We start from the raw sequence: 23,793 nt of genomic DNA on the forward strand, positions 1-23,793 counted from the left end.
GGTACTGGCCGGGCTGGTGCTGCTCTTTCTGGTATGGATGGCCGTCATGGTGCTGGGGGTGGGCTCGCATATGCGGGCGATGTAATGTTGAAACCGGTGTCGCCCCCTATTGCTCGGAGGGAGAGGTCATGCAGATCGACGTCCAGATAGTCAACGCCTTCATCGACGGCAACGCGGGCGGCAACCCGGCCGGTGTCGTGGTCGATGCCAATGCGCTCACCGCCGCACAGAAGCTCAAGGTGGCTCGGCAGATCGGCCTGTCCGAGACTGCCTTCGTTTCGGCGTCGGTCAGGGCCACCATCAGGCTGGAGTTTTTCACGCCAACCCGGCAGATCGCCCATTGCGGTCACGCCACGATCGCCACGTTCTCCCTGTTGCGACAGCTAGGAATCATCGGCGTTGGCCGCCACGCCAAGGAAACGGTGGATGGCAACCGGGATATCCTCGTCGAGGATGGCATGGCCTTCATGGAGCAGCGCGCCCCGGCCTACGCCCCCATCGAGATGGCGTCCGACCTGGGCGGCCGCATCATGGCGTCCCTTGGACTGGCGAATGCCGAATCGCTTGGCGTCGGAGCGCCCTGTGTCGTGAACACGGGCAACGCCTTCCTTCTCGTTCCCCTGCCCGACGAGAGGGCGGTCGCCGAGCTGAGTCCACGCCTTCCCCTGGTCGAGTCGATCAGCGATGAGCTGGATCTCATCGGCTACTACGTCTTCTCGACGGAAACCCAGGTGAAGGGCCGTCACGCCGGGGCACGCATGTTCGCCCCCCGGTTCGGCATAGCGGAGGAGGCGGCAACCGGCATGGCGGCTGGCCCCCTGGCCTGTTATCTCCACGACCATCTCGGGGTGGCGGAACGGGAGATGCTGATCGAGCAGGGCCGACTGATGCAGCCCCCGTCACCCAGCGTCATCAGGGTCGAGCTCGAGCTTGCCGACGGGAAGATCTCCCGCCTCATGGCCGGAGGCGCGGCCCGCGTCATGTCGACCTTGCGCGTCGAGGTCTAGCCGGGGGAGCCTCACAGCGCATCGAGCCAGGCCACCTCCAGCCGAAAGGGCCCTGCCTGCCTGTCGACGATCATCAGCCCCACTTGATCAATCCCTGTGGGATCGAGAGGCGGGATGCCCTCCAGCAGTCGGCCGCGAAACACCGCCTCGAAGTCGTGCCAGGAGACCTCAACGCGCTGCCACTCGCCGGCGGGCGGCTGGAAGCTCGCCCGGTAGGCGGCGCCCTCCGGCAGCTGGCCGGTGTAGAGGCGCAACTGGTAGGTGCGCCCGTCGCCGCGCACGTGGAGTGCCAGGCCCGGTGCGTCGCTCAGGTCGAAGGCCTCGGGGTCGCGGCGCACCGAGGCGAAGCCGCCGTTGTTTTCAAGCGACGTCTCGCCGCGGAAGACGCCGATGCCATCCTCCACCGCCAGGCCGCCGCGAGAGACGCCACCCATCACGCTGTCGTTGATGGCGCGCCAGCGGTTGGCCTCGCCGGGGTCCTGGAAGTCGATCAGGTAGGTCATGGGCTCACCCTGTGTCTGTGCGGTCACGGTAGCCGGAGGCTCGCTGGCCTGCACGTCCGAGAAGAAGATGAGAAACGCGAACATGGCAGCGACGGTGCTGACGACGACGATCATGGTGAGCATTAGAAAGCGCGGCATGACGGTTCCTCATCGTGGCGATCTGGGTGCCATTTTGTAACCCTGCCGAGACGTCCGGCGCCAAAACCGGGATAATGCCCGGTTTCGTTCGTTCACGCCCAACGCTCCCCCGGTGCCCCATGGAAATCAAGGTCAACTATCTCGACAACCTCCGCCTGGAGGCCAAGTTCGACGACTTCACGGTCATCTCCGACCAGCCCATTCGTTACAAGGGCGACGGCTCGGCGCCGGGGCCCTTCGACTACTTCCTGGCCTCCTCGGCGATGTGTGCGGCCTACTTCGTCAAGGTCTACTGCAACGCCCGGGACATCCCCACCGAGAACATCCGGCTGTCGCAGAACAACATCGTCGACCCGGAGAACCGCTACAAGCAGATCTTCCGCATCCAGATCGAGCTGCCCGAGGATATCTCGGAGAAGGACCGCCAGGGCATCCTGCGCTCCATCGACCGCTGTACGGTGAAGAAGGTGGTGCAGGAGGGCCCCGAGTTCCAGATCGAGGTGGTCGAGAACATCGACGAGGACGCCCAGGCGCTGCTGATGGGCCAGCCTGACGGCGACGACTTCACCTGGATCGAGGGCAAGGACCTGCCGCTGGAGCAGACCATCGCCAACATGACCGGCATCCTGGCCGAGCTCGGCATGAAGATCGAGATCGCCTCCTGGCGCAACATCGTGCCTCATGTGTGGTCGCTGCATATCCGCGATGCCGCCTCGCCGATGTGCTTCACCAACGGCAAGGGCGCCACCAAGGAGAGCGCGCTCTGCTCGGCGCTGGGCGAGTTCATCGAGCGCACCAACTTCAACTTCTTCTACAACGACCAGTTCTTCGGCGAGGAGATCGCCGACGCCGAGTTCGTCCACTACCCCGACGAGAAGTGGTTCCAGCCCGGGCCGGGCGACGCGCTGCCGGCGGAGATCCTCGACGATTACACCCGGGAGATCTACGACCCGGAGGGGGAGCTCTGCGGCTCGCACCTGATCGACACCAACTCCGGCCGGGCGGATCGCGGCATCGTTTCGCTGCCCTTCGTGCGCCACTCCGACGGCGAGACGGTCTACTTTCCCTCGAACCTGATCGAGAACCTCTACCTCAGCAACGGCATGAGCGCGGGGAACACCCTGGCCGAGGCCCAGGTGCAGTGTCTCTCGGAGATCTTCGAGCGGGCGGTGAAGCGCAAGATCATCGAGGAGGAGCTGGCGCTGCCCGACGTGCCGGCCGAGGTGCTGGCGCGCTATCCGGAGATCGTCGAGGGCATCGAGGCGCTGGAGGCCCAGGGCTTCCCGGTGCTGGTCAAGGATGCCTCGCTCGGCGGCCAGTTCCCGGTGATGTGCGTCACCCTGATGAACCCCAAGACCGGCGGCGTCTTCGCCTCTTTCGGCGCCCACCCGAGCTTCCACGTGGCCCTGGAGCGCACCTTCACCGAGCTGCTGCAGGGGCGCAGCATCGAGGGCTTCAACGACTTTCTGCCGCCCACCTTCAACTCCATGGCGGTGACCGAGCCCAACAACTACGTCGAGCACTTCATCGACTCCTCCGGGGTGATCTCCTGGCGCTTCTTCAGCGCCCGCTCGGACATCGACTTCTGCGACTGGGACTTCTCCGGCAGCGGCGCCAACAGCAACGAGCAGGAGGCGGCGACCCTGTTCGGCATCCTCGAGGAGCTGGAGCTCGAGGCCTACGTGGCCGTGCGCGACGAGCTCGGCGCGCCGACCTGCCGCATCCTGGTGCCCGGCTTCTCCGAGGTCTATCCGGTGGAGGATCTGGTGTGGGACAACACCAACGTGGCGCTGCAGTACCGCGAGGAGATCCTCAACCTGCACCGCCTGGAGGATGAGCGGCTTGCCGACCTGCTCGAGCGCCTGGAGGAGAGCCAGCTCGACGAGCACATGGATATCATCACCCTGATCGGCATCGAGTTCGACGAGAACACCGAGTGGGGCCAGCTGACCATCCTCGAGCTGAAGCTCTTGATCAACCTGGCGCTGGGCCAGCAGGAGGAGGCCCTGGAGCGGGTCGAGATGTTCCTGCAGTTCAATGACAACACCGTCGAGCGCAACCTCTTCTACCGCGCGGTGCAGGCGGTGCTGGAGATCGTGCTGGATGACGAGCTCGAACTCGACGACTTCCGCCACAACCTCGGCCGCATGTTCGGCGAGGCGACCATCGAGGCGGTGATCGGCTCGGTGCTGGGCAGGGTGCGCTTCCACGGCCTGACGCCCACCAGCATGGCGCTGGAGGGGCTGGAGAAGCACCAGCGCCTGATCGAGAGCTACAGGAAGCTCCACGCCGCCCGGGCCCGCCGGGCGGGGATGCGTGCCCCGGCCTGAGTGAGGGCGGCGTCGCGCCGCCCACGCCCGGCATGACAAAGCCCCCGAACCAGGCGACTGGTTCGGGGGCCTTGCGTTTTGGTTGAAGACATTGGCTGGAGAGGTGGCGGACGCTAGACGCCCTGCGCCCTCTCGGGTTCCGCCTGGTGCAGCACGAAGGCCAGCGCCTCGGCGAAGCCGTCCATCACCGGAAGGCCGTGGCGTGCGGCCAGCTCCTCACCGCGTCCGGCAAATCCCCCCGAGCCCAGCACGATGGCGCGAGCGCCCTCTGCCCGTGCCTGCTCGCAGAGCGTCGCCAGTCGCGCCTCGGCCTGGGGCGTGCGCGCCGCGGTATCGCTCACGCCGAACCCGGTGGCCACCACGCGGCAGCGCTCGTTGACGCCGTAGTCCTCGCAGAGCGACTCGATGATGGCCACGGCCCCCTCGAAGGTGGTGATCACCGTGAAGGGGCCGCCGGTGGCGTCGGCGCGGCGAATGCCGGCCTCCGCCAGGCTGACCACCGGGGCGCCGGTCAGGGTTCGGGCCTCGGCCACGGCGATGTCATCGAAACAGGCGAGGATATAGCCGGCGTAGCCCTGCGCCAGGCGGCGCTCGATCAGCGCCATCACGTGGCCGGCGGCGCGGGTCTTGTCCTGCCCGCTCTCTACCGCCCGGGGCCCCTGGGGCGGGCTGACCGCCTCGATCAGCACCCCGGGCGGCGCCTGGGCCTGCAGCACCGCCTGCACCCGCTGGGTAACGGTCGGGTTGGTGTTGGGATTGATGGCCAGCACGCGCACGCTGGCCGGCGGAGTGGCGTCTCCACGGGTGTGCGTCATGGCTCATCGCCCCGCCAGCAGGTCGGGGAGCCACATCACGATCTGCGGCCAGACCATGATGGCCAGCGTGAACAGCGCCATGATCACCACGAAGGGCAGCGAGCCCCAGATCACGTCGTTGAAGCTGCCGCCATCCTTGCGCACCCCCTGCACCACGAAGAGGTTCATGCCCACCGGCGGCGTGATCAGGGCGATCTCGCACATCAGCACGATGAAGATGCCGAACCAGATCGGGTCCACACCCACGGCCATGACCATCGGCACCGTGATCGGCACCGTCAGTACCAGCATCGACATGGCATCCATGAAGGTGCCGAGCACCACGTAGAAGAGCAGCAGCACCAGCAGCAGGCCCACCTGGGTCAGGCCGAAGCTCGCCACCCACTGGGTCAGCGCCTGGGTCACGCCCAGCATCGAGAGGGTCACGTTGAGCAGCAGGGCGCACATCAGCACGATGATCACCATGCCGGTGGTCTTGGCCGCGTGCAGCGAACAGTGGATCAAGAGATCGAGGCTCAGCTTGCCGCCGCCGACGATGAAGGCCAGGGCGATCATCACCCCGATGGCCGCGGACTCGGTGGGCGTGGCGATCCCGCCGTAGATGCTCCCCATCACCACCCCGAAGATCACGAAGGGCGGCACCAGGTGGCGCGAGAGGGCGAGCTTCTCGCGCAGCGGCAGGTTGACCTCCACCAGGGAGGCATTGCCCGCCTTGCCGTGGAAGATGAAGAGATAGACGGAGAAGAGCAGGGCGAGGGTGAGGCCCGGGATCAGGCCGGCGGCGAAGAGCTGGCTCACCGAGGTGTTGGCCAGCTGGCCGTAGACCAGCAGGTTGATGCTGGGGGGAATCAGGATACCCAGGGTGCCGCCGGCGGCCAGGGAGCCCAGCGACGGGCGCACCGGGTAGCGGTACTTCTGCAGCGCCGGCAGCGAGATGGTGCCCACGGTGGCGGCGGTGGCCACCGACGAGCCCGAGGTCGCCGAGAAGAGCGTGCAGGTGGCGATGTTGGTGTGCAGCAGCCCGCCCGGCAGTCGGTTGAACCACACCGAGAGCGCGGCGTACATGCGGTCGGCGATGCCGCCGCGCAGCAGCAGCTCGCCGAGCAGCATGAACAGCGGGATCGCCAGCATGGAGGGGCTGTTCAGGCTGCTCCAGACCACGCCGCCCATCATGTCCACCAGCGGGAAGCCGTGCATCAGGTAGCCGCCGATCACGCCGACGAAGAGAATGGCCACGGCCACCGGGATGCTCAGCAGCATCAGGCCGAGCATGATGATGAACGCCGTGGCGATCAGGGGAATGCTCATGACTGGCCTCCTTCGCGCTGCTTCAGGTCCTCGAGTTCCGCCTCCAGCTCATCCTGGGTGGAGCTCGGTCCGAAGCGGCGGTTGAGCCCTTTCCAGTCGCCCTTCACCAGCAGCCCCAGGGCCTGGGCGGTCAGCACTCCGGCCGCCAGGGTGAAGGCGAGCATGGCGATCAGCCACACGGTCTGCGGGTAGATCAGCGGCGTGGCCCGGGGCGTCTGGGCGATGGAGCCGTAGAGCCGGGTGTCCTGGACGGTCTGGAGGGTGAAGTAGAGCAGGAAGGCCGCCAGCAGCCCGAGGGTGAGGGCGGCCAGGGCGTTGAGCACCGCCTGCACCCGGAAGGGCAGGCGCATGTGCACCAGGTTGATGCGGATATGGGACTGCTCGACCATGGCCACGCAGAACGCCAGCGGGGCGGCGATGGCGATGGCGTAGCCGCCCAGTTCATCGACCCCGCCAAGCGACATCGAGAACGCCTTGCGGATCACGGTCTCCACCGTGATCAGCAGGGCGAGCAGCAGCATCATGGCGCCGAACAGCATGCCGAGAATGCGAGCGTAGATGTTCATCGTCGCCTCCGCGGCTCAGAGGCCGAGCTTCTGGCCGACGGTGTCGCGCCACACGGCTTCGCAGTCCGCGGCGGCGGCGTTGCACTGGCGCGCCCAGATCGGCAGGGAGACCTCTTCCACCGCGGCGGCCACCTTGGCCAGGTCCTCGTCGGTGACCGGCACCTCGGTGAGGGAGTAGGGCTTGCCGTACTCGCAGGGGGTCTCGCCGGCGTTGCAGCGCATGGCGTCCTCGTAGAGCTCCTCGGAGTAGGCCCAGATCTCGTCGCTCAGCCCGGCGATGGCCGTTTCGAGCTTGCCCTGCTGCTCCTCGGTCATGCTGTTCCAGGTATCGAGGTTGATGGCGTAGCCGTTGATGGCCAGCTGCAGGGCGATGGGCAGCACCGTGGTGGTAGCTTCCGGCCAGCCGCCGGAGTTGGCCGAGGCGGGGCCGGTGATGGCGCAGTCGATCACCCCGCGGGAGAGCGACTGCTGGACGTCGCCGAAGGGCATCGAGATGCCGGTGGCGCCGAGCTGGCCGACGAAGTTGGCCGCGCTCTGGTCGCCCACGCGTACGCGCTTGCCGCGCAGGTCATCCAGGCCGCCGATCTCGCCGCGGCAGAAGATCACCTGGGGGCCGGCCGGCCAGGTGCCCAGCAGCTTGGCGTTGAAGCGCTCCTGCAGGCGGCTGTCCACGTAGTCGTAGAAGGCATCGACGTGCTCGCGGCCGGCCTCGAAGCTGGTGTTGAGCCCGATCAGGTCGAGCCCGAGGATGGAGGGCTCGTCGCGGCTCACCTGGGGGCCGCGCAGGGAGACGATGTCGAAGAGCCCCGAGCGCAGCACGCGCAGGCCGTCGGTGTCGGGCACGCCGGCCACGTCCACCGGCAGGTACTGCACGTTGATGTCCAGGCCGGTGTGCTCGGCCAGGTTGGTGAAGAAGGGCTGCTCCTTCTGCTGGGCGATCAGGCCGGAGCCGGCGGGCTGGCCCAGCACCTGGAGCGACAGCGAGCTGGCCTGGGCGGCGGAGGCCATCAGGGCGGCGGAGACGGCGGTTACCAGAGCGGTACGTGTCAGCATGGTCTTGGTCCTGTCATCGGTGGCACCTCGGGCGGGAGAGCGGCTCCGCTGGGCGCCAGGTGGCGGTATCGGCCCGCCGCATTCGCGGCGGCGGCAGTCGCCTTGAGTGATCCAAGTTTCATGCCATCAATTCCAAGAAACCTCAGTTTCACAACAAAAACAGCCTATTACCCCAGAATCGCCTGGGCGTCGCCCGCGCGACTGTTTCGTTTCTTGCCCGGAAAGTGTGCAGATTGGTAGCGCCATGCACCGGGAGGGTGCCGTCTTCCTACAGCTCTTCGAGCTTGTCGTTCAGCGTCTCGATGCGGCGCAGGCGGCGACGCGAGTCGTCACCGGCCAGCTCGATGGTGCGCATGGCCAGCAGGTGGCAGAGCGCCATCACGGCGGTGTGGTTGAACAGCGGCCCCGCGGCCAGGGTGCAGCAGCGGAAGTGCCAGGTGACGCTTCGGTCCGGGGTGAGCCCCTCGTCGGTGATGTAGAGCACCCGGGCGCCGCTCTCGCGGGCCTCGGCCAGCACCTGCTCGGTGATCGCCACCCGGCGGCGCAGGCCGATGACGACCACGCAGTCCTCCGGGCGCAGGCTGACCAGGTGCTCGCCCAGGGTCTCGCCGCCTCCGGGCAGGCTGACCACCTGCTCCACCACCTGGGTGAGCTGCCAGCGCAGGTAGTCGGCGAAGGGGTGGCTGGCGCGAAAGCCGATGACCCAGGTCTTGCGGGCCTCGAGGATGGCCCGGGCCACCTCATCCACCTGCGCCTGGGTGATCGCCGAGAAGGTGCGGTCCAGGTTGTCCTTGCCCTGCTCCAGGTTGAGCGCCAGGGAGCGCTCGCCCGGCTCCAGGGCTGCGCTCTGCAGGAAGAGCCGCGAGCCGGTGGCCTGCTCTTCCCGGGCGTGCTTGCGCGCCGCCTCGTAGTTCTCGTAGCCGAGCCGGCGCACGAAGCGCGACACCGTGGCCTTGGAGACCCCGGCAAACTTCGCCAGCTCCTGGGCATCGTAGCTGGCGATTTCACCTGGGAAATCGCACACGAACTCGCCGAGCCGGCGCTCGGCCGGGTGCAGGGAGGGCAGGGCGCTGCGCACCCTGGCGAGGAAGGAACGCGCCTGCGAGGATCTGGCCATGCCGGCTCCTGAAACTGTGGTTTCAGACATCATGTCCGGTGGCAATCGGGGTCGCAACTGCGGATGGCAAGAGTCGGGACGCAGTCAGGCGCTGCCTACCCCGCCAGGCGCATCGCCAGGGCGGCGGCCAGGCCGATCAGCAGCGACGCCAGCATCGGCCCGGCGACTCGCCACCCGATGTCTCGGGTGCCGAGGAGGCCGGCGAGGCCCGCCTTGACCAGGTTGTTGGTGGCCGCGGCCAGGATGATCCCCAGCACGGCCGTCTGGCCGGCGATGGTCTCCAGCGACATGCGGGTCAGGGAAAGGGTGATGGCATCCACGTCGGCGAGGCCCGAGGTGGTGGCCAGCAGGTAGATGCCGGCATCGCCCAGGGCGCTGCGCAGCCATTCGCCGAGCAGCATGATCAGCGCCAGCAGGGCGCCGAAGAGCAGCGCCAGCCGCAGCTCCAGCGGGTTCCTGATCAGGGCGGGGCTCTCCACCAGGCCTTGGCGGTGGTGGCGGCGCCAGATCAGCAGCGAGGGAAGATAGAGGGTCAGGGCCATCAGGCTGATCGGCAGCCACAGCGACGACAGCAGCCCTGGGCTGATCACCGCGGCGTAGAGCAGGATCCTCGGGAACATGGTGCCGCAGGCGAGCAGGATGCCTGCCGCCAGCAGCGGCCCATGGGCCGGCGCCAGGCGTGACTGACGGGCGAAGTGCAGGGTCAGGGCCGTGGAGGAGCTGAGCCCGGCGAACAGGCTGGTGAAGAGGATGCCCTTCTCGGTGCCGCCCACGCGGATCGCGAAGTAGCCGACGAAGGAGACCGAGGCGACCAGCACCACCATCCACCACAGCTGGTAGGGGTTGATCACGCCTCCCGGGCCCAGGGCCTGGTTGGGCAGCAGCGGCAGCATCACCACGCTGATCACCAGCAGCTTGAGGCCGGCGTCCAGCTCGTGGGCCTGGAGCCGGTTCAGCAGGCCGTGGATCTCGCGCTTGTTGTCCAGGATCAGCGCCGTGGCCACGGCGCAGGCGGTGGCCACGGCCAGGTCCACGCCTACCGCCACGGCGCCGAAGCAGAAGGTGAGCAGCAGGCCGATCAGGCCGGTGATGCTGAAGTCCGGCGGATCGCCGAGCCGTGCCTGCCAGGCCACCAGGGCGGTAACCGCCACCGCCACGAAGATCAGCGGGAAGGCCCAGGCGCTGACCGACGCCGAGAGCAGGGCGGCGATGCCGCCCAGAAGCCCCACCAGGGCGTGGGTACGCACGCCCGCGATGCGCAGGCCGGCGCGCTGCTCGCGTGCCACCCAGCCGCGTTCGATGCCGATCAGGGCGCCCAGCAGCAGGGCGACCGCCAGTCGGATCAATGGCTGGTTGGTATCGAGGAATTCGCGAGTCACGTCTTCCATTGGCGAGTCGCTCCCCCTGGTGTTTAGATCAGGGTGGCCCGCTCGCCGGGGCCTGGCCAGTATCGCGCGCCGGGTCGGGGGAGGCCTCGTATCTGAGGTACCGCCAACGGCGTGATGGAGGTTACCCTGGCGTGCCCGAGCCACCCCGTGTCAATGGACTGCCGCCATGCTTCACTCCCGTTTGCGCTTGGTTTCCCACCACGTCTTCCGTTACTTCGAGCACCTGGTGAACCCCTACCCGCAGGACCTCGGCGGCACGCCGCCCCGGGGGCTCTTCGCCTTCATCCTGCACTTCACGCGGCCGGTGCTGCCGCTGCTTGTGGTCATGTCGCTGCTCACCGCCCTGGTCTCCGCCGCGGAGGTGCTCTTCTTCCACTACATGGGGCAGCTGGTGGACTGGCTGGCCGGCGCCGAGCGGGCGGGCTTCTTCGCCGAGTACGGCTGGCGCCTGGCGGGCATGGCGGCGCTGGTGATGGTGCTGCTGCCGCTCTTGACCCTGCTGCAGGCGCTGGTGACCCACCAGAGCATCTTCGGCAACTACCCGATGATCGGCCGCTGGCTGGCGCACCGCCACATGCTGGGCCAGAGCCTCGCCTTCTATCAGGACGAGTTCGCCGGCCGGGTCTCCCAGAAGGTGATGCAGACGGCCCTGGCGATCCGCGAGACGGTGACCAAGCTGATGGACCTGATGGTCTACGTGGTCGTCTACTTTGTCGGCGCCATGGTGCTGCTGGGCAGCGCCGAGCCCTGGCTGATGCTGCCGCTGGTGGCGTGGCTGGCCGGCTATATCGCCATCATGCGGGTCTTCGTGCCGCGCCTGCGCCGGGTCTCCATGGAGCAGGCCGACGCCCGGGCGGTGATGACCGGGCGCATCGTCGACAGTTACAGCAACATCCAGACCATCAAGCTGTTCGCCGACACCCGCCGCGAGCAGGACTACGCCCGTGACGCCATGGAGGGCTTCATGGGCACGGTGCATCGCCAGATGCGCCTGGCCACCGGCCTCACCGTGACCCTGACCCTGCTCAACTCGCTGCTGCTGGCAAGCGTGGCGGCCATCGCCATCGGCGCCTGGTACCTGGAGGCGGTGTCGCTCGGCACCATCGCCGTGGCCATCGCGCTGGTGATGCGTATCCGCTTCATGTCCGACTGGATCCTCTGGGAGGTGGCGAGCCTGTTCGAGAACATCGGCACCGTGCAGGATGGCATCAACACCATCGCCCGGGAGCCCGCGGTGACCGACGCCCCCGACGCCGGCGAGCTCGCGGTGCCCCACGGCGAGATCCGCTTCGCGGCGCTGCGCTTCGGCTACGCACGGCCGGATGGGGAGGGCCGAAGGGTCTTCGACGGCCTGGATCTCACCATCGCCCCGGGCGAGAAGGTGGGACTGATCGGCCGCTCCGGGGCGGGCAAGTCGACCCTGGCCAACCTGCTGCTGCGCTTCTACGACCTGGAGGGCGGGCGCATCCTGATCGACGGCCAGGACATCGCCGCGGTGACCCAGGAATCGCTGCGCCGCCATATCGGCATGGTCACTCAGGACACCTCGCTGCTGCACCGCTCGCTGCGTGACAACATCCGCTACGGCAGCCCGGAGGCCAGCGAGGAGGCGATCCTCGAGGCGGTGCGCCGCGCCCACGCCGACACCTTCATCGACGAGCTGGTGGACCTGCAGGGCCGCCGCGGCCTGGATGCCCACGTGGGCGAGCGCGGCGTCAAGCTCTCCGGCGGGCAGCGCCAGCGCATCGCCATCGCCCGGGTGCTGCTCAAGAACGCCCCCATCCTGGTGCTGGACGAGGCCACCTCGGCGCTGGATTCCGAGGTTGAGGCGGCGATCCAGGAGCAGCTCTACACCCTGATGGAGGGCAAGACGGTGATCGCCATCGCCCACCGGCTCTCCACCATCGCCATGCTCGACCGCCTGGTGGTGATCGACGAGGGCCAGATCGTCGAGAGCGGCACCCACCAGGAGCTGCTGGCGCGAGACGGCCTCTACGCCGCCCTCTGGCGGCGCCAGTCCGGTGGTTTCATCGGGGTGGACGTGGAGGGTGAGGCCGAGTCGGTCTGATCAGGCGGGTCAAGACTCGTGCCGCTCGCGGCTGTCCGCGGGGGCTTGCTCGCGGTCGTGCATGCCGTAGTCGCGCAGCACCCCGGCCACGCGCAGGCGGTAGTCGGCGAAGATCTCGCGGCGCCCCTCGGCCTGGGCGGCGCGATGGCGCTCCAGCCGGCGCCATTCGGCCACGGCCTCCTCGTCGCGCCAGAAGGAGAGCGAGAGCAGCTTGCCCGGCTGGGTCAGGCTCTCGAAACGCTCGATGGAGATGAAGCCATCGGCCTCCTCCAGCAGCGGGCGTAGGCTCGCGGCGATATCGAGGTAGTGGTCGCGATGCTCGGCCTTCGGCATCACTTCGAAGATGACGGCGATCATGTAAGCTCCTGGTCAATAATGCGTGAAGCGGCAGGGCGCACTAGCTGCCCGGCCCCGCGGCCCTGGCGGGCACTCCCCCTGAACCTAAAGGGAAACGGCCCCCGAGTCACTCACCCGACCCGGGGCCGCAAGAGGAGGGAAGATGAAGACGATAGGGCTGATCGGCGGCATGAGCTGGGAATCGACCCAGACCTACTACCGGCTCATCAACCAGGGGGTGAAGGCGCGGCTGGGCGGGCTGCACTCCGCCCGGCTGGTGCTCTACAGCGTGGACTTCGCCGAGATTGAGGCGCTGCAGCGCCGCGGCGACTGGGCGGCCACGGCACAGATCCTCGGCGCAGCGGCCCGCTCCCTGGCGGTGGCCGGCGCCGACTTCCTGGTGCTGTGCACCAACACCATGCACAGGGTCGCCCCGCAGCTCGAGCAGGCCGTCGAGATTCCGCTGCTGCACATCGCCGATGCCACCGCCAGGGCGCTGCACAGGCGGGGAGTGACCCGGGTGGGGCTGCTCGGCACCCGCTTCACCATGGAGCAGGCTTTCTATCGCGAGCGCCTGGAGGCGCAGGGCATTCGGGTGTTGATTCCCGATGCCGCGCAGCGCGAGCGGGTGCATGCCGTCATCTACGACGAGCTCTGCCGTGGCGAGATACGGGCGGATTCCAAAGCTGAGTACCTTGAGATCGTGGCCTCGCTGGCCGGGCAGGGCGCCCAGGGTGTCATCCTCGGCTGCACGGAGATCGGGCTGCTGATCCAGGCCGACGAAACGGACGTTCCCCTCTTCGACACCACCGCCATCCATGCCGAACAGGCGGTGGAGGCCGCCCTTGCGACCCCGTAGTCATCGCGCATACCGGCGACGCCCCGTCGGATCGGCCTCTATCGAAAAAATCCTCGCCGGCTGTCGATCTGGCCTTTCCTCACGCGACTACGGGGTGAGATGCCCCGGTAGCGCACAAGGGTGAATCGGCAACGGCCACGTGGCCGTGGCCTTGTCCCTGGAGGGAAGCGACCGGGCAATACTCGACCTGCAACCATGATGGAGGCGCCTATGACGACGATTGCCAAGAACACGATTTGCCTGTGGTACGAGCGCGATGCCGAGGAGGCGGCGAGGTTCTACGCCAGCACCTTTCCCGACTCCGCCGTCGGTGCGGTCCATCGCGCACCGGGAGACTACCCGGCGGGCAAGCAGGGTGATGTCCTGACCGTCGAATTCACCGTGATGGGCATTCCCTGCCTAGGGCTTAACGGTGGGCCGGGTATCCAGCACAACGAGGCGTTCTCGTTCCAGGTGGCCACCGAGGACCAGGCCGAGACCGACCGCTACTGGAAGGCGATCGTCGGCAACGGCGGCCAGGAAATCGAGTGCGGCTGGTGCAGGGACAAGTGGGGCATCTCCTGGCAGATTACCCCCATCGCGCTGACCAGGGCCTACACCAGCCCCGACCGAGCCGCCGCCAAGCGGGCGTTCGATGCCATGATGACGATGAAGAAGATCGACATCGCCGTGATCGAAGCGGCGGTTCGTGGCGAGAAGCCGTCGGTCTGACAGCAGCATGCCGCAGACCGCGCTGCGCGCCGCCGCTGCCGCTGAGCGTTGCCCCCCCAAGCAAGGCCCCCGAGTCATTCACCTGGCTCGGGGGCCTTGCCACCTCTGCGACCAATCGGGTGTGGCATCCATCGGTTATGTCGCATACGCTGATTGGTTAAGGTCGCTTAGACGACCAGGCGAAATGCCACCACACGCAGCGCAGGGACTACCGCAGGGATGGCAGGGTGCCATCACGGCTTGCCGGGTAGGGGCGGTAGCGTGCCTGGTGCGCTTGGTACTTGAAACCCCGCTTACCCAAGAGGGCTTCGTACTCCCGCAAAGCCTTTGCCCAGTACATGAGTATAGATCTGGGTGGTTTCTACGCTTTTGTGGCCAAGCAACTCCTGTACCGTGCGGATGTCCGTGCCCTGGTTCAGAAGCTGAGTGGCGAAGCTGTGCCGGAGGGTATGGCAAGAGCCTGGACGGGTAAGTGAAGCAGCACGCATGGCCTGTCTCACCGCTCTTTGCACCGCTGACGGATGGATATGATGTAGCACGACCTTTCCGGTATCGTCGAAGCAAGGGCGGCTGGCGGGGAAGAGCCATTGCCAGGCCAGAGAGACACCGGCATTGGGGTACTTGCGATCGAGCGCGTGGGGCAGTGTCACCGGCACGCTCCCATGCTGCAGGCGATCGTCAAGCTGATGTTTGGCCGCCGTTATGCTGAGCTGTAGGGCGGGAATGCTGATCCCAGGGAGTAGGGTGGTTCTGTCCTTGTCGCCCTTGCCGGCTCTCACTGTGATGATCTGGCGGTCGAAGTCGATATCCCGGACACGTAATCGGCACGTCTCAAGGAGCCGCAGCCCTGAGCCATACATCAAGGTGGCCATCAGTTGCATGGGGCCGGACAGGTGGCCCAACACGCGCATGACATCCTCGTGAGAAAGCACCAGCGGAAGCCGGCGAGGGCGCTTGGCACGTGAGAACTCTCCGATATCTCCCAAGGGCTGGTCGAGTACGTGCCGATAGAGAAACACAAGGGCATTCAGCGCCTGATTCTGCGTAGCCGCCGCTACCCGGCGCTCCACCGCCAAATGTTCCAGGAAGGCGCGTACCTCCGCTTCGCCCATGCCGGCGGGATGCCGGACCCCGTGGAAGCGAATGAAGTAGCGTATCCAGTAGCAGTAGGTCTTTTCGGTACGCGGGCTGTAGCGTTTCACCCGCAGGGTGGCCCTGACCCGGTCCATCAGCTTCGGCGGTTTGCTGTGCGTATCCATACTCCCGTCCTCCCGATGCATGGATGTCCATACAGTATTATTGACGCTGGCAAAACGCGCAAGCGTGCGAATTTTGTATAGGTGGCCAAGTTTTTCTTTGGGAATAATGAAATCAAGGGGTTAGCTGGTAAAGCTTGCGATGATAAGATTGTTGAACACGCGTGCTCGTTCAAGTCAATAAACGAGCACGCTGTCTAATACCTGTTAGGCACACAAGGAATCCAGCGTGAAATTAGAGACTCAAGTAACTGGCAATATCGGCATGTACTATGCCTGTTATAAACTGTCGTGCATGGGCTGGAATGTTATGCCAACTGCCAGAAATGCAAGAGGCATTGACATAATTGCATACAATAAAGAAGGCACTGACTTTATCGGGGTTCAAGTAAAGGCGCTTTCAAAACGAAACCCAGTTCCGCTCGGAAACTCACTTGAAAAAGTTATGGGGGACTTCTGGCTCATCGTAAATAATGTCGCAAAAGAGCCAAATGTTTTTGTGCTTTTACCTGAAGAGATAAAATCATTGGCTCATCGCGGTGAAAAAGAGGGCCGCGTGTCTTACTGGTTGCAACCCACTTCTTATGATCAGCCACAATTCAAAGAGGCTTGGCATCGTATTGGGCTTGGTCATGAAATCGCCTAACAAGGCCATTAAATTCGCTCCCTACGGTCGCCGGACGCTCGCAAGCTCGCGCCGTTTATGGCGGCGTTATGTGGCTTAAGGAGTTCCGGTATGGCATTCAGTGAATCAGAAAAAACCGCTCTACTCGAAGTGAAGGGTGTGGGGCCTACGGTTGTTAAACGTTTTGAAGAAATAGGTATAGATTCTTTTTCTGAGTTAGCGAACTATGAGCCAAAAGAAATTGCTGAAAGAGTGGCGTCTATGCTCAGAACTACTTGCTGGAAGAATAGTCCTCAGGCCTTGTCGGCGGTCAAGTCTGCAATAGAAAGAGCAAGGCAAGGTCTATAGATGGCGGCGCGCTTACATAACAATCGGCTGTTGTCGCCCCTTCGGGGCTGGGACGGCCTTTCCGCCGCTTCGCGGCTACAAGTCCGCCCCAAAGCCGGGCGTTAGGCGTCCAATGGCAGATCCTCGCAAGCTGAAGTTCAGCACAGTTGGCTTGGCGCTAGGGGCGCTCGCACTTCTTGTTGCGATTGCACACTTCTGGCTGTCTGCCGCTGCTCCCCAGCCTGCGATTGAGGATCGAATCGCCGACAAAGTTGTAGCCATTCGCGATGCCACAGTCGATCGACTCACTGGGCGAGAGCGCGAAGCGCCCGCGCCCCAGTGGGACTCCTACAGACTGGTTGTTACAGCAACATCCATTCTGGGGAGCCTGGCCTTGGTGCTGGCTGTCGTTGGCTTCGTGCAGAAGGAGCCGAAGCGTGCGTGTGTTGGCGCAGCCGCCCTGGGCGGCGCGGCCGTGGCTTTCCCCTTTGTGGTCGGCGCGCTTGGCGCAATAATCATTCTGCTTGCAGTGGCGGCGTTCCTTGGCATGTTCTTCGGCTAGGTACGTCTAACTAATCATTCAAGCCGACGTGCCTCCGGCACGCGGCTTAACTCAGGTGTTATGCAATACCAAAGCCCCCGAGTCATTCATCTGGCTCGGGGGCTTTCGCTTGTTGGCGTTGCGATTACCTGGCGGCGAGCGCCACTCCCACCTTGGAGCGGTTGGGCCGGCCGATGGCCTGGGTGATCCAGGTGCCGGTGGCGGCCAGTGCCTCGAGCTCGATGCCGGTCTCGATGCCGAGGCCGTTGAGCAGGTAGACCACGTCTTCGCTTGCCACGTTACCGGAGGCGCCCTTGGCGTAGGGGCAGCCGCCGAGGCCGGCAACGGAGCTGTCCACCACCGCGATGCCTTCCTCCAGCACCGCGTAGAGGTTGGCCAGCGCCTGGCCGTAGGTGTCGTGGAAGTGGGCGGCGAGCTGGGCCATGGGCACTTCGCGGCTTACCGCCTCGAGCATGCGCTTGGCCTTGAGGGGGGTGCCCACGCCGATGGTGTCGCCCAGCGACACCTCGTAGCAGCCCATCTCATAGAGCGCCTTGCTCACTTCGGCCACCTTGGCGGGGGCGATCTCGCCCTCGTAGGGGCAGCCCAGCACGGTGGAAACGTAGCCGCGCACCCGCACGCCGGCGGCCTGGGCGCGCTCAAGCACCGGTTCGAAGCGCGCCAGGGACTCGGCCACGGAGCAGTTGATGTTCTTCTGGGAGAAGGCCTCGGAGGCGGCGCCGAACACCGCCACCTCCTCGACGCCGCACTCGAGTGCCGCTTCCAGCCCCTGGAGGTTGGGGGTCAGCGCCGCATAGGTGACGCCCTCCAGCCGGGCGAGGTTCTGCATCACCTCGCGGTGGTCGGCCATCTGCGGCACCCACTTGGGCGAGACGAAGCTGGCCGCCTCGATGTAGCTGAGGCCGGCCGCGCCCAGGCGGTCGATCAGCTCCAGCTTGGTGGCGGTGCTGATCGGCTCGGGCTCGTTCTGCAGGCCGTCGCGGGGGCCGACCTCGACCAGGCGAACCTGTTTCGGGAATGCCATTGGCTTACTCCTCCGGGGCGAATTCGAGCAGCACGTCGCCCTGGCCCACGGTGTCGCCGGCGGCGAAGTGGAAGCTCGCCACGTGGCCATCGGCGGGGGCGGACATGGTGTGCTCCATCTTCATGGCTTCCATGACCATCAGCGGCATGCCTTTCTCCACCTTCTGGCCCGGCTCCACCAGCAGCGCCACCACGGTGCCGTGCATGGGCGCGGTGAGGGTGGATTCCGCCTCGTGCTGGCCATGGTCGATGGCGTCGATGCGGCGCCAGAAGAGGCGGGTCTCGCCGCTCGGGTCGGCCATCACCACCACGCCGTTCTCGCCCAGGCGGGCCTGCAGGCGGCGGCGGTGGCCGTCGAGGGTCACCGCCACGGCGTCGCCTTCCAGATGCTGCAGGCGGGCGGTGAGGGTGGTGTCGCCGATGGTCAGGTGCCAGGGGTCGGCGTCGGTCTCGCGGGTGCCTTCCACGATCACCACGCCTTCGGCGTCCGGCGCCTGGGCATTGGTCAGGTTCTGGCCGGTGGCACACAGGGCCAGGCGGATGGTGTGCGGGGCATTGAGACGGAAGCCGTCGTGGCGATCCCAGGGGGAGTCGCTCTCGCACTCGCGGGCCAGCTGCTTGAGGCCGATCAGCGCCGCGGCGGCGTAGGCCTCGGTAGTGACCTCGCGCGGGGCGAAGAGACTCGCTTCGTTCTTCTCGATGAAGCGGGTGTCGAGCTCGCAGCCCTTGAAGGCGGGGTGGGTGGCCAGGCGCTGCAGGAAGGCGCGGTTGGTGACCACCCCCTGCACGTCCAGCGCCGCGAGGGCCCGATTGAGGGTGGCGAGTGCCTGGTCGCGGTCGTCGCCGTGGACGATCAGCTTGGCGAGCATCGGGTCGTAGTGCATGGAGACGACGTCGCCGCTCTCCACGCCGCTGTCCAGGCGCACCTTGTTGGAGCCCTTTTCTGAAGAGCTAAGGCCGGCGCCCACCAGGTCCAGGGCGAAGCGGTCCAGGCGGCCGGTGGCGGGCAGGAAGTCCTGCTCCGGGTCCTCGGCGTAGAGGCGCGCCTCGAAGCTGTGGCCGGTGATGGTCAGCTCATCCTGCGCGAGAGGCAGCCGCTCGCCCATGGCCACGCGCAGCTGCCACTCGACCAGGTCCTGGCCGGTGATCATCTCGGTGACCGGGTGCTCCACCTGCAGGCGGGTGTTCATCTCCATGAAATAGAAAGCGCCGTCCTGACCTTGTGAAGAGTCCAGCAGGAACTCCACGGTGCCGGCGCCCAAGTAGCCGATCTCGCGGGCGGCGCGCACGGCGGCCTCGCCCATCTCGCGGCGCAGTTCGGCGCTCATGCCCGGGGCCGGGGCTTCCTCGAGTACCTTCTGGTGGCGGCGCTGCACGGAGCAGTCGCGCTCGAAGAGGTAGACGCCGTTGCCGTGGCTGTCGCAGAACACCTGGACCTCCACGTGGCGCGGTTGGGTCAGGTACTTCTCGATCAGCATGCGCTGGTCGCCGAAGGCGGCCTGGGACTCGCGTCGGCAGCCGTCCAGGGCGGCCTGGAAGCCCGCGGCGGATTCCACCACGCGCATGCCCTTGCCGCCGCCGCCGGCGCTGGCCTTGAGCAGCACCGGGTAGCCGATCTTGTCCGCCTCGCTCTTGAGCAGGGCGTCATCCTGGTCGTCGCCGTGGTAGCCCGGCACCAGGGGCACGCCGGCGTGGGACATGCGCTCCTTGGCGGCGGACTTGTCGCCCATGGCGGCGATGGCCGAGGCGGGCGGGCCGACGAAGGTGATGCCGGCCTTCTCGAGGGCCTCCACGAAGGGGCCGTTCTCGGAGAGGAAGCCGTAGCCGGGGTGGATGGCGCCGGCGCCGGTGCGGCGTGCGGCCTCGATCACCGCCTCGACCTTCAGGTAGCTCTCGCGGGCGGCGGCGGGGCCCAGGCGCACAGCCTCGTCGGCCTCGCGCACGTGGCGGGCGTTGGCGTCGGCGTCGGAGTAGACGGCCACGGTGCGCAGGCCCATGGCGCGCGCGGTGCGCATCACCCGGCAGGCGATCTCGCCGCGGTTGGCGACCAGCAGGGTATCGAATTTCTTCACTTCAGAGGTCATGAGCGGGGCTCCGCGGCATTGTTGTCGGCGACACGGTTGTCGCTGTCGTTTGTCCAGGCGGGGCGGCGCTTCTCGAAGAAGCTGGCCAGGCCTTCCTGACCCTCGGCGCTGACGCGCAGCTCGGAGATCACCCGGCAGGTGTGCTCGCGGGTGGCCTTGCTGTCGGGCTCCCGGGCCACCTCGGCCAGCAGCGCCTTGGTGGCGCGCTGGGCCTGGGGCGAGCCGGCCAGCAGGATGTCGAGCATGGCATCCACGGCGGCGTCGAGCTCGTCGTGGGGGGCGAGGCGATGAACGAGGCCCAGCGCCAGGGCGGTGGTGGCGTCCATCACCTCGGCGGTGAGCGCGTAGCGGCGCATCTGGCGCTCGCCCAGGGCGCGCTGCACGTAGGGGCTGATCACCGCGGGCGAGAGGCCGATCTTCACCTCGGAGAGGCAGAACTTTGCCTTCTCGGAGGCGACGACGATGTCGCAGCAGGCGGCCAGGCCCACGGCGCCGCCGAAGGCGGCCCCCTGCACGCGGCAGAGGGTGGGGCAGGGCAGGGTGTCGAGCCCGTGCATCAGGGCGGCGAGCTTGCGCGAGTCCGCCAGGTTGCCCTCGAAGTCGTACTCCACCATGCGCTTCATCCAGCCGAGGTCGGCCCCGGCGGAGAAGCTCTTGCCCTCGGAGCCCAGCACCACGGCGCGCACCTCGCCGTGATGGGCGGCGTCGCGAAGACGCTCCAGGTGGGCGTTGAGCTCGGCGATCAGGCTGTCGTCGAAGGCGTTGTGGACCTCGGGGCGCTCCAGCGTCAGCCAGGCGATGCCGCGGTCGTCGAGCTCCAGCCGTGAAAAGGTTGTCTCAGACATAACGGGATCCCCTGCGGTCACATCCGGAACACGCCGAACTTGGTCTCTTCGACCTCGGCATTCATGGCCGCGGCCAGCGACAGCCCAAGCACGTCGCGGGTCTGGGCCGGGTCGATCACGCCGTCGTCCCAAAGCCGCGCACTGGCGTAGTAGGGGTGGCCCTGGTGCTCGTACTGCTCGCGGGTGGGCTGCTTGAAGGCCTCTTCCTCCTCCTTGCTCCACTCGCGGCCCTCGCGCTCGATCTGCTCGCGCTTGACCTGGGCCAGCACGCCGGCGGCTTGTTCACCCCCCATGACGGAAATTCTGGCATTCGGCCACATAAAGAGCAGGTTGGGGTCGTAGGCGCGGCCGCACATGCCGTAGTTGCCGGCGCCGAAGCTGCCGCCGATCAGCACGGTGAACTTGGGCACCTTGGCGCAGGCCACCGCGGTGACGAGCTTGGCGCCGTGCTTGGCGATGCCCTCGTGCTCGTACTTGGAGCCCACCATAAAGCCGGTAATATTTTGGAGGAAAATCAAAGGTATTTTCCTCTGCGCACACAGCTCGATAAAGTGCGCGCCCTTCACGGCGGATTCGGAGAAGAGCACGCCGTTGTTGGCGACGATGCCCACCGGGTGGCCGTGGATATGGGCGAAGCCGGTCACCAGGGTGTCGCCGTAGTAGCGCTTGAACTCGTCGAAGTCGGAGTCGTCGACGATGCGGGCGATCACCTCGCGCACGTCGTAGGGCTTCTTGAGGTCGGTGCCGACGATGCCGTAGAGCTCGGCCGGGTCCAGGCGCGGGGGCTTGGGCGCCTGCATCTTGAGCTGGCCGCGCTTCTGCCAGTTGAGCCGCGACACGCAGGCCCGGCAGAGCTGCAGGGCGTGGGCGTCGTTCTCGGCGTAGTGGTCGGCCACGCCGCTCTTCTTGGCGTGCACGTCGGCGCCGCCCAGGTCCTCGGCGCTGATGGTCTCGCCGGTGGCGGCCTTCACCAGGGGCGGGCCGCCCAGGAAGATGGTGCCCTGCTCGCGGACGATGATCGACTCGTCGGCCATGGCGGGCACGTAGGCGCCGCCGGCGGTGCAGGAGCCCATCACCACCGCGATCTGCGGGATGCCCTCGGCGGAGAGGGTGGCCTGGTTGTAGAAGATGCGGCCGAAGTGGTCGCGGTCCGGGAAGACCTCGTCCTGGCGGGGCAGGAAGGCGCCGCCGGAGTCGACCAGGTAGATGCAGGGCAGGCGGTGCTTGCGGGCGATCTCCTGGGCGCGGATGTGCTTGCGCACGGTGAGCGGGAAGTAGGTGCCGCCCTTGACGGTGGCGTCGTTGGCGACGATCACGCACTCGACGCCGGAGACGCGGCCGATGCCCGTCACCACGCCGGCGGCGGGCACCGCGGAGTCGTAGACCTCATGGGCGGCCAGCGCCGAGAACTCCAGAAAGGGGGAGCCCTCGTCGATCAGGTGGTCGATGCGGTCGCGCACGAAGAGCTTGCCGCGGGACTCGTGGCGCACGCGGGCCTTCTCGCCGCCGCCCTGAGCGATGGCGGCGGTGAGTTCGCGCAGCTTCATCACCTCGTGGCGCATCGACGCCTCGTTGGCCTGGAAGCCGTCGCTGCGCGGATTGATCTGGGTAGTCAGAATGGCCATCGGTAACCCCTTACTTGGACTCGTTGAAGAGTTCGCGGCCGATCAGCATGCGGCGGATCTCGCTGGTGCCGGCGCCGATCTCGTAGAGCTTGGCGTCGCGCAGCAGGCGGCCGGTGGGGTACTCGTTGATGTAGCCGTTGCCGCCCAGCAGCTGGATGGCGTCCAGGGCGACCTGGGTGGCCTTCTCGGCGCAGTAGAGGATCACGCCGGCGGCGTCCTTGCGGGAGGTCTGGCCACGGTCGCAGCCGGCGGCCACGGCGTAGAGGTAGGCGCGGCAGGCATTCAGGGTGGTGTACATGTCGGCCACCTTGCCCTGCACCAGCTGGAACTCGCCGATGGACTGGTTGAACTGCTTACGCTCGTGGATGTAGGGCACCACGATGTCCATGGCGGCCTGCATGATGCCGATGGGGCCGGCGGCCAGCACGGTGCGCTCGTAGTCGAGGCCGCTCATCAGCACGCGCACGCCCTTGCCCACCTCGCCCAGCACGTTCTCTTCCGGCACCTCGCAGTCCTGGAACACCAGCTCGCAGGTGTTGGAGCCGCGCATGCCGAGCTTGTCGAGCTTCTGGGCGGTGGAGAAGCCGGGCATGCCCTTCTCGATGATGAAGGCGGTGATGCCCTTGGAGCCGGCCGCAGGGCCGGTCTTGGCGTAGACCACCAGCACGTGGGCGTCGGGGCCGTTGGTGATCCACATCTTGTTGCCGTTGAGCACGTAGCGGTCGCCGCGCTTCTCGGCGCGCAGCTTCATGGAGACCACGTCGGAGCCGGCGCCCGGTTCGGACATGGCCAGCGCCCCGACGTGCTCGCCGCTGATCAGCTTGGGCAGGTACTTGGCCTTCTGCTCGGCATTGGCGTTGATCTTGAGCTGGTTGACGCAGAGGTTGGAGTGGGCGCCGTAGGAGAGGCCCACGGAGGCGCTGGCCCGGGAGATCTCCTCCATGGCGATGCAGTGCGCCAGGTAGCCCATGCCGGTGCCGCCATCCTCCTCGGAGACGGTGATGCCGAGCAGGCCCATGTCGCCGAACTTCTGCCAGAGGTCGTTGGGGAACTCGTTCTTCTCGTCGATCTCGGCGGCGCGCGGGGCGATCTCGTCGCGGGCGAAGGCGTTGACCTGGTCGCGCAGCATGTTCAGTTCGTCGTCGAGGCCGAAGTCGAGGGGCTTGAAGGGCGTATGCATGAGCGGGGCTCCGTTCTTGTCGGTGGTCGCGGTGCCCGGCTGATAGGGTGGTCATCCGGGCGCGCAC

The 23,793-nt window shown here is 66.7% G+C and carries 22 protein-coding genes; 8 read left to right on the forward strand and 14 right to left on the reverse strand.

The window, feature by feature from the left end:
• Nucleotides 1–128 precede the first annotated feature (128 nt).
• Entirely contained in the window at nt 129–1,007 is an 879-nt protein-coding gene (locus HIR79_RS09160; protein ID WP_169958101.1) for a PhzF family phenazine biosynthesis protein, read from the forward strand.
• 11 nt (nt 1,008–1,018) lie between these two features.
• Here the strand turns inward: HIR79_RS09160 and HIR79_RS09165 are convergent, their stop codons facing one another.
• Nucleotides 1,019–1,648, reverse strand: coding sequence for a CIA30 family protein (locus tag HIR79_RS09165; protein WP_249322299.1), 630 nt, complete (start codon nt 1,646–1,648; stop codon nt 1,019–1,021).
• Between the two features lie 119 nt (nt 1,649–1,767).
• On the opposite strand from HIR79_RS09165, the gene HIR79_RS09170 reads away from it, so the two are divergent.
• The gene (locus tag HIR79_RS09170) at nt 1,768–3,978 is read left to right on the forward strand and encodes an OsmC domain/YcaO domain-containing protein (protein ID WP_169958102.1); all 2,211 of its coding nucleotides are present in this window, start codon (nt 1,768–1,770) and stop codon (nt 3,976–3,978) included.
• A 113-nt stretch (nt 3,979–4,091) separates the two neighbouring features.
• On the opposite strand, the gene HIR79_RS09175 is transcribed toward HIR79_RS09170, so the two are convergent.
• The 6 genes from HIR79_RS09175 to HIR79_RS09200 form a co-directional block, all read right to left on the reverse strand.
• Nucleotides 4,092–4,793, reverse strand: coding sequence for an aspartate/glutamate racemase family protein (locus HIR79_RS09175; RefSeq protein ID WP_169958103.1), 702 nt, complete (start codon nt 4,791–4,793; stop codon nt 4,092–4,094).
• Between the two features lie 3 nt (nt 4,794–4,796).
• Entirely contained in the window at nt 4,797–6,101 is a 1,305-nt protein-coding gene (locus tag HIR79_RS09180) for a TRAP transporter large permease (RefSeq protein ID WP_119022114.1), read from the reverse strand.
• On the reverse strand, nt 6,098–6,667 hold the full coding sequence (locus tag HIR79_RS09185; protein WP_169958104.1) for a TRAP transporter small permease: 570 nt from the start codon (nt 6,665–6,667) through the stop codon (nt 6,098–6,100). The genes HIR79_RS09180 and HIR79_RS09185 overlap by 4 nt, the downstream gene beginning before the upstream one ends.
• A gap of 15 nt (nt 6,668–6,682) precedes the next feature.
• The gene (locus HIR79_RS09190) at nt 6,683–7,720 is read right to left on the reverse strand and encodes a TRAP transporter substrate-binding protein (protein WP_169958105.1); all 1,038 of its coding nucleotides are present in this window, start codon (nt 7,718–7,720) and stop codon (nt 6,683–6,685) included.
• Between the two features lie 268 nt (nt 7,721–7,988).
• Nucleotides 7,989–8,837, reverse strand: coding sequence for a MurR/RpiR family transcriptional regulator (locus HIR79_RS09195; RefSeq protein WP_169958106.1), 849 nt, complete (start codon nt 8,835–8,837; stop codon nt 7,989–7,991).
• A 95-nt stretch (nt 8,838–8,932) separates the two neighbouring features.
• Nucleotides 8,933–10,225: an MgtC/SapB family protein gene (locus tag HIR79_RS09200; protein ID WP_169958107.1), complete on the reverse strand. Its 1,293-nt coding sequence runs from the start codon at nt 10,223–10,225 to the stop codon at nt 8,933–8,935.
• A 166-nt stretch (nt 10,226–10,391) separates the two neighbouring features.
• On the opposite strand from HIR79_RS09200, the gene HIR79_RS09205 reads away from it, so the two are divergent.
• A complete protein-coding gene (locus tag HIR79_RS09205) occupies nt 10,392–12,293 on the forward strand; it encodes an ABC transporter ATP-binding protein (protein WP_169958108.1) in 1,902 nt (633 codons plus the stop codon).
• A gap of 9 nt (nt 12,294–12,302) precedes the next feature.
• Here HIR79_RS09205 and HIR79_RS09210 read toward each other — a convergent pair whose 3' ends face one another.
• Nucleotides 12,303–12,650, reverse strand: coding sequence for an antibiotic biosynthesis monooxygenase family protein (locus HIR79_RS09210; RefSeq protein ID WP_169958109.1), 348 nt, complete (start codon nt 12,648–12,650; stop codon nt 12,303–12,305).
• A gap of 142 nt (nt 12,651–12,792) precedes the next feature.
• Here HIR79_RS09210 and HIR79_RS09215 point away from each other — a divergent pair, with 142 nt between their 5' ends.
• Entirely contained in the window at nt 12,793–13,488 is a 696-nt protein-coding gene (locus HIR79_RS09215; RefSeq protein WP_169958110.1) for an aspartate/glutamate racemase family protein, read from the forward strand.
• Between the two features lie 210 nt (nt 13,489–13,698).
• Nucleotides 13,699–14,199, forward strand: a complete 501-nt coding sequence (locus HIR79_RS09220; RefSeq protein WP_169958111.1) for a VOC family protein — start codon at nt 13,699–13,701, stop codon at nt 14,197–14,199.
• A gap of 293 nt (nt 14,200–14,492) precedes the next feature.
• Here HIR79_RS09220 and HIR79_RS09225 read toward each other — a convergent pair whose 3' ends face one another.
• Nucleotides 14,493–15,458: an integron integrase gene (locus HIR79_RS09225; protein ID WP_169958112.1), complete on the reverse strand. Its 966-nt coding sequence runs from the start codon at nt 15,456–15,458 to the stop codon at nt 14,493–14,495.
• A gap of 226 nt (nt 15,459–15,684) precedes the next feature.
• On the opposite strand from HIR79_RS09225, the gene HIR79_RS09230 reads away from it, so the two are divergent.
• The 3 genes from HIR79_RS09230 (at nt 15,685) to yidI (ending at nt 16,969) form a co-directional block, all read left to right on the forward strand.
• Nucleotides 15,685–16,101, forward strand: coding sequence for a hypothetical protein (locus tag HIR79_RS09230; protein WP_169958113.1), 417 nt, complete (start codon nt 15,685–15,687; stop codon nt 16,099–16,101).
• A gap of 90 nt (nt 16,102–16,191) precedes the next feature.
• Nucleotides 16,192–16,428 carry a helix-hairpin-helix domain-containing protein gene (locus HIR79_RS09235; RefSeq protein ID WP_169958114.1) on the forward strand — a complete coding sequence of 79 codons (237 nt, stop codon included), beginning with the start codon at nt 16,192–16,194 and terminating at the stop codon, nt 16,426–16,428.
• A 112-nt stretch (nt 16,429–16,540) separates the two neighbouring features.
• Nucleotides 16,541–16,969, forward strand: a complete 429-nt coding sequence (yidI, locus tag HIR79_RS09240; RefSeq protein ID WP_169958115.1) for an inner membrane protein YidI — start codon at nt 16,541–16,543, stop codon at nt 16,967–16,969.
• Between the two features lie 124 nt (nt 16,970–17,093).
• Here the strand turns inward: yidI and HIR79_RS09245 are convergent, their stop codons facing one another.
• From HIR79_RS09245 to HIR79_RS09265, 5 genes are read right to left on the reverse strand one after another with little or no spacing between them, the layout of a single operon-like run.
• A complete protein-coding gene (locus tag HIR79_RS09245; protein ID WP_169958116.1) occupies nt 17,094–17,993 on the reverse strand; it encodes a hydroxymethylglutaryl-CoA lyase in 900 nt (299 codons plus the stop codon).
• 4 nt (nt 17,994–17,997) lie between these two features.
• Nucleotides 17,998–20,076 carry an acetyl/propionyl/methylcrotonyl-CoA carboxylase subunit alpha gene (locus tag HIR79_RS09250; protein ID WP_169958117.1) on the reverse strand — a complete coding sequence of 693 codons (2,079 nt, stop codon included), beginning with the start codon at nt 20,074–20,076 and terminating at the stop codon, nt 17,998–18,000.
• On the reverse strand, nt 20,073–20,921 hold the full coding sequence (locus HIR79_RS09255) for an enoyl-CoA hydratase-related protein (RefSeq protein ID WP_169958118.1): 849 nt from the start codon (nt 20,919–20,921) through the stop codon (nt 20,073–20,075). The genes HIR79_RS09250 and HIR79_RS09255 overlap by 4 nt, the downstream gene beginning before the upstream one ends.
• Nucleotides 20,922–20,938: 17 nt before the next feature.
• On the reverse strand, nt 20,939–22,546 hold the full coding sequence (locus HIR79_RS09260; protein ID WP_169958119.1) for a carboxyl transferase domain-containing protein: 1,608 nt from the start codon (nt 22,544–22,546) through the stop codon (nt 20,939–20,941).
• Nucleotides 22,547–22,556: 10 nt separating this feature from the next.
• Nucleotides 22,557–23,726, reverse strand: coding sequence for an isovaleryl-CoA dehydrogenase (locus HIR79_RS09265; RefSeq protein WP_169958120.1), 1,170 nt, complete (start codon nt 23,724–23,726; stop codon nt 22,557–22,559).
• Nucleotides 23,727–23,793: the final 67 nt, after the last annotated feature.

This window comes from Halomonas sp. PGE1, from assembly GCF_013000985.1.
Lineage (GTDB): Bacteria > Pseudomonadota > Gammaproteobacteria > Pseudomonadales > Halomonadaceae > Halomonas > Halomonas alkalicola.

Coding starts and splice junctions, on each gene's coding strand:
- HIR79_RS09190 (WP_169958105.1), bottom strand. CDS start 7,720: ATGCTGACACGTACCGCTCTGGTAACCGCCGTCTCCGCCGCCCTGATG.
- HIR79_RS09215 (WP_169958110.1), top strand. CDS start 12,793: ATGAAGACGATAGGGCTGATCGGCGGCATGAGCTGGGAATCGACCCAG.
- HIR79_RS09265 (WP_169958120.1), bottom strand. CDS start 23,726: ATGCATACGCCCTTCAAGCCCCTCGACTTCGGCCTCGACGACGAACTG.
- HIR79_RS09200 (WP_169958107.1), bottom strand. CDS start 10,225: ATGGAAGACGTGACTCGCGAATTCCTCGATACCAACCAGCCATTGATC.
- HIR79_RS09245 (WP_169958116.1), bottom strand. CDS start 17,993: ATGGCATTCCCGAAACAGGTTCGCCTGGTCGAGGTCGGCCCCCGCGAC.
- HIR79_RS09210 (WP_169958109.1), bottom strand. CDS start 12,650: ATGATCGCCGTCATCTTCGAAGTGATGCCGAAGGCCGAGCATCGCGAC.
- HIR79_RS09225 (WP_169958112.1), bottom strand. CDS start 15,458: ATGGATACGCACAGCAAACCGCCGAAGCTGATGGACCGGGTCAGGGCC.
- HIR79_RS09175 (WP_169958103.1), bottom strand. CDS start 4,793: ATGACGCACACCCGTGGAGACGCCACTCCGCCGGCCAGCGTGCGCGTG.
- HIR79_RS09220 (WP_169958111.1), top strand. CDS start 13,699: ATGACGACGATTGCCAAGAACACGATTTGCCTGTGGTACGAGCGCGAT.
- HIR79_RS09180 (WP_119022114.1), bottom strand. CDS start 6,101: ATGAGCATTCCCCTGATCGCCACGGCGTTCATCATCATGCTCGGCCTG.
- HIR79_RS09185 (WP_169958104.1), bottom strand. CDS start 6,667: ATGAACATCTACGCTCGCATTCTCGGCATGCTGTTCGGCGCCATGATG.
- HIR79_RS09165 (WP_249322299.1), bottom strand. CDS start 1,648: ATGCCGCGCTTTCTAATGCTCACCATGATCGTCGTCGTCAGCACCGTC.
- HIR79_RS09160 (WP_169958101.1), top strand. CDS start 129: ATGCAGATCGACGTCCAGATAGTCAACGCCTTCATCGACGGCAACGCG.
- yidI (WP_169958115.1), top strand. CDS start 16,541: ATGGCAGATCCTCGCAAGCTGAAGTTCAGCACAGTTGGCTTGGCGCTA.
- HIR79_RS09235 (WP_169958114.1), top strand. CDS start 16,192: ATGGCATTCAGTGAATCAGAAAAAACCGCTCTACTCGAAGTGAAGGGT.
- HIR79_RS09250 (WP_169958117.1), bottom strand. CDS start 20,076: ATGACCTCTGAAGTGAAGAAATTCGATACCCTGCTGGTCGCCAACCGC.
- HIR79_RS09260 (WP_169958119.1), bottom strand. CDS start 22,546: ATGGCCATTCTGACTACCCAGATCAATCCGCGCAGCGACGGCTTCCAG.
- HIR79_RS09255 (WP_169958118.1), bottom strand. CDS start 20,921: ATGTCTGAGACAACCTTTTCACGGCTGGAGCTCGACGACCGCGGCATC.
- HIR79_RS09195 (WP_169958106.1), bottom strand. CDS start 8,837: ATGGCCAGATCCTCGCAGGCGCGTTCCTTCCTCGCCAGGGTGCGCAGC.
- HIR79_RS09170 (WP_169958102.1), top strand. CDS start 1,768: ATGGAAATCAAGGTCAACTATCTCGACAACCTCCGCCTGGAGGCCAAG.
- HIR79_RS09205 (WP_169958108.1), top strand. CDS start 10,392: ATGCTTCACTCCCGTTTGCGCTTGGTTTCCCACCACGTCTTCCGTTAC.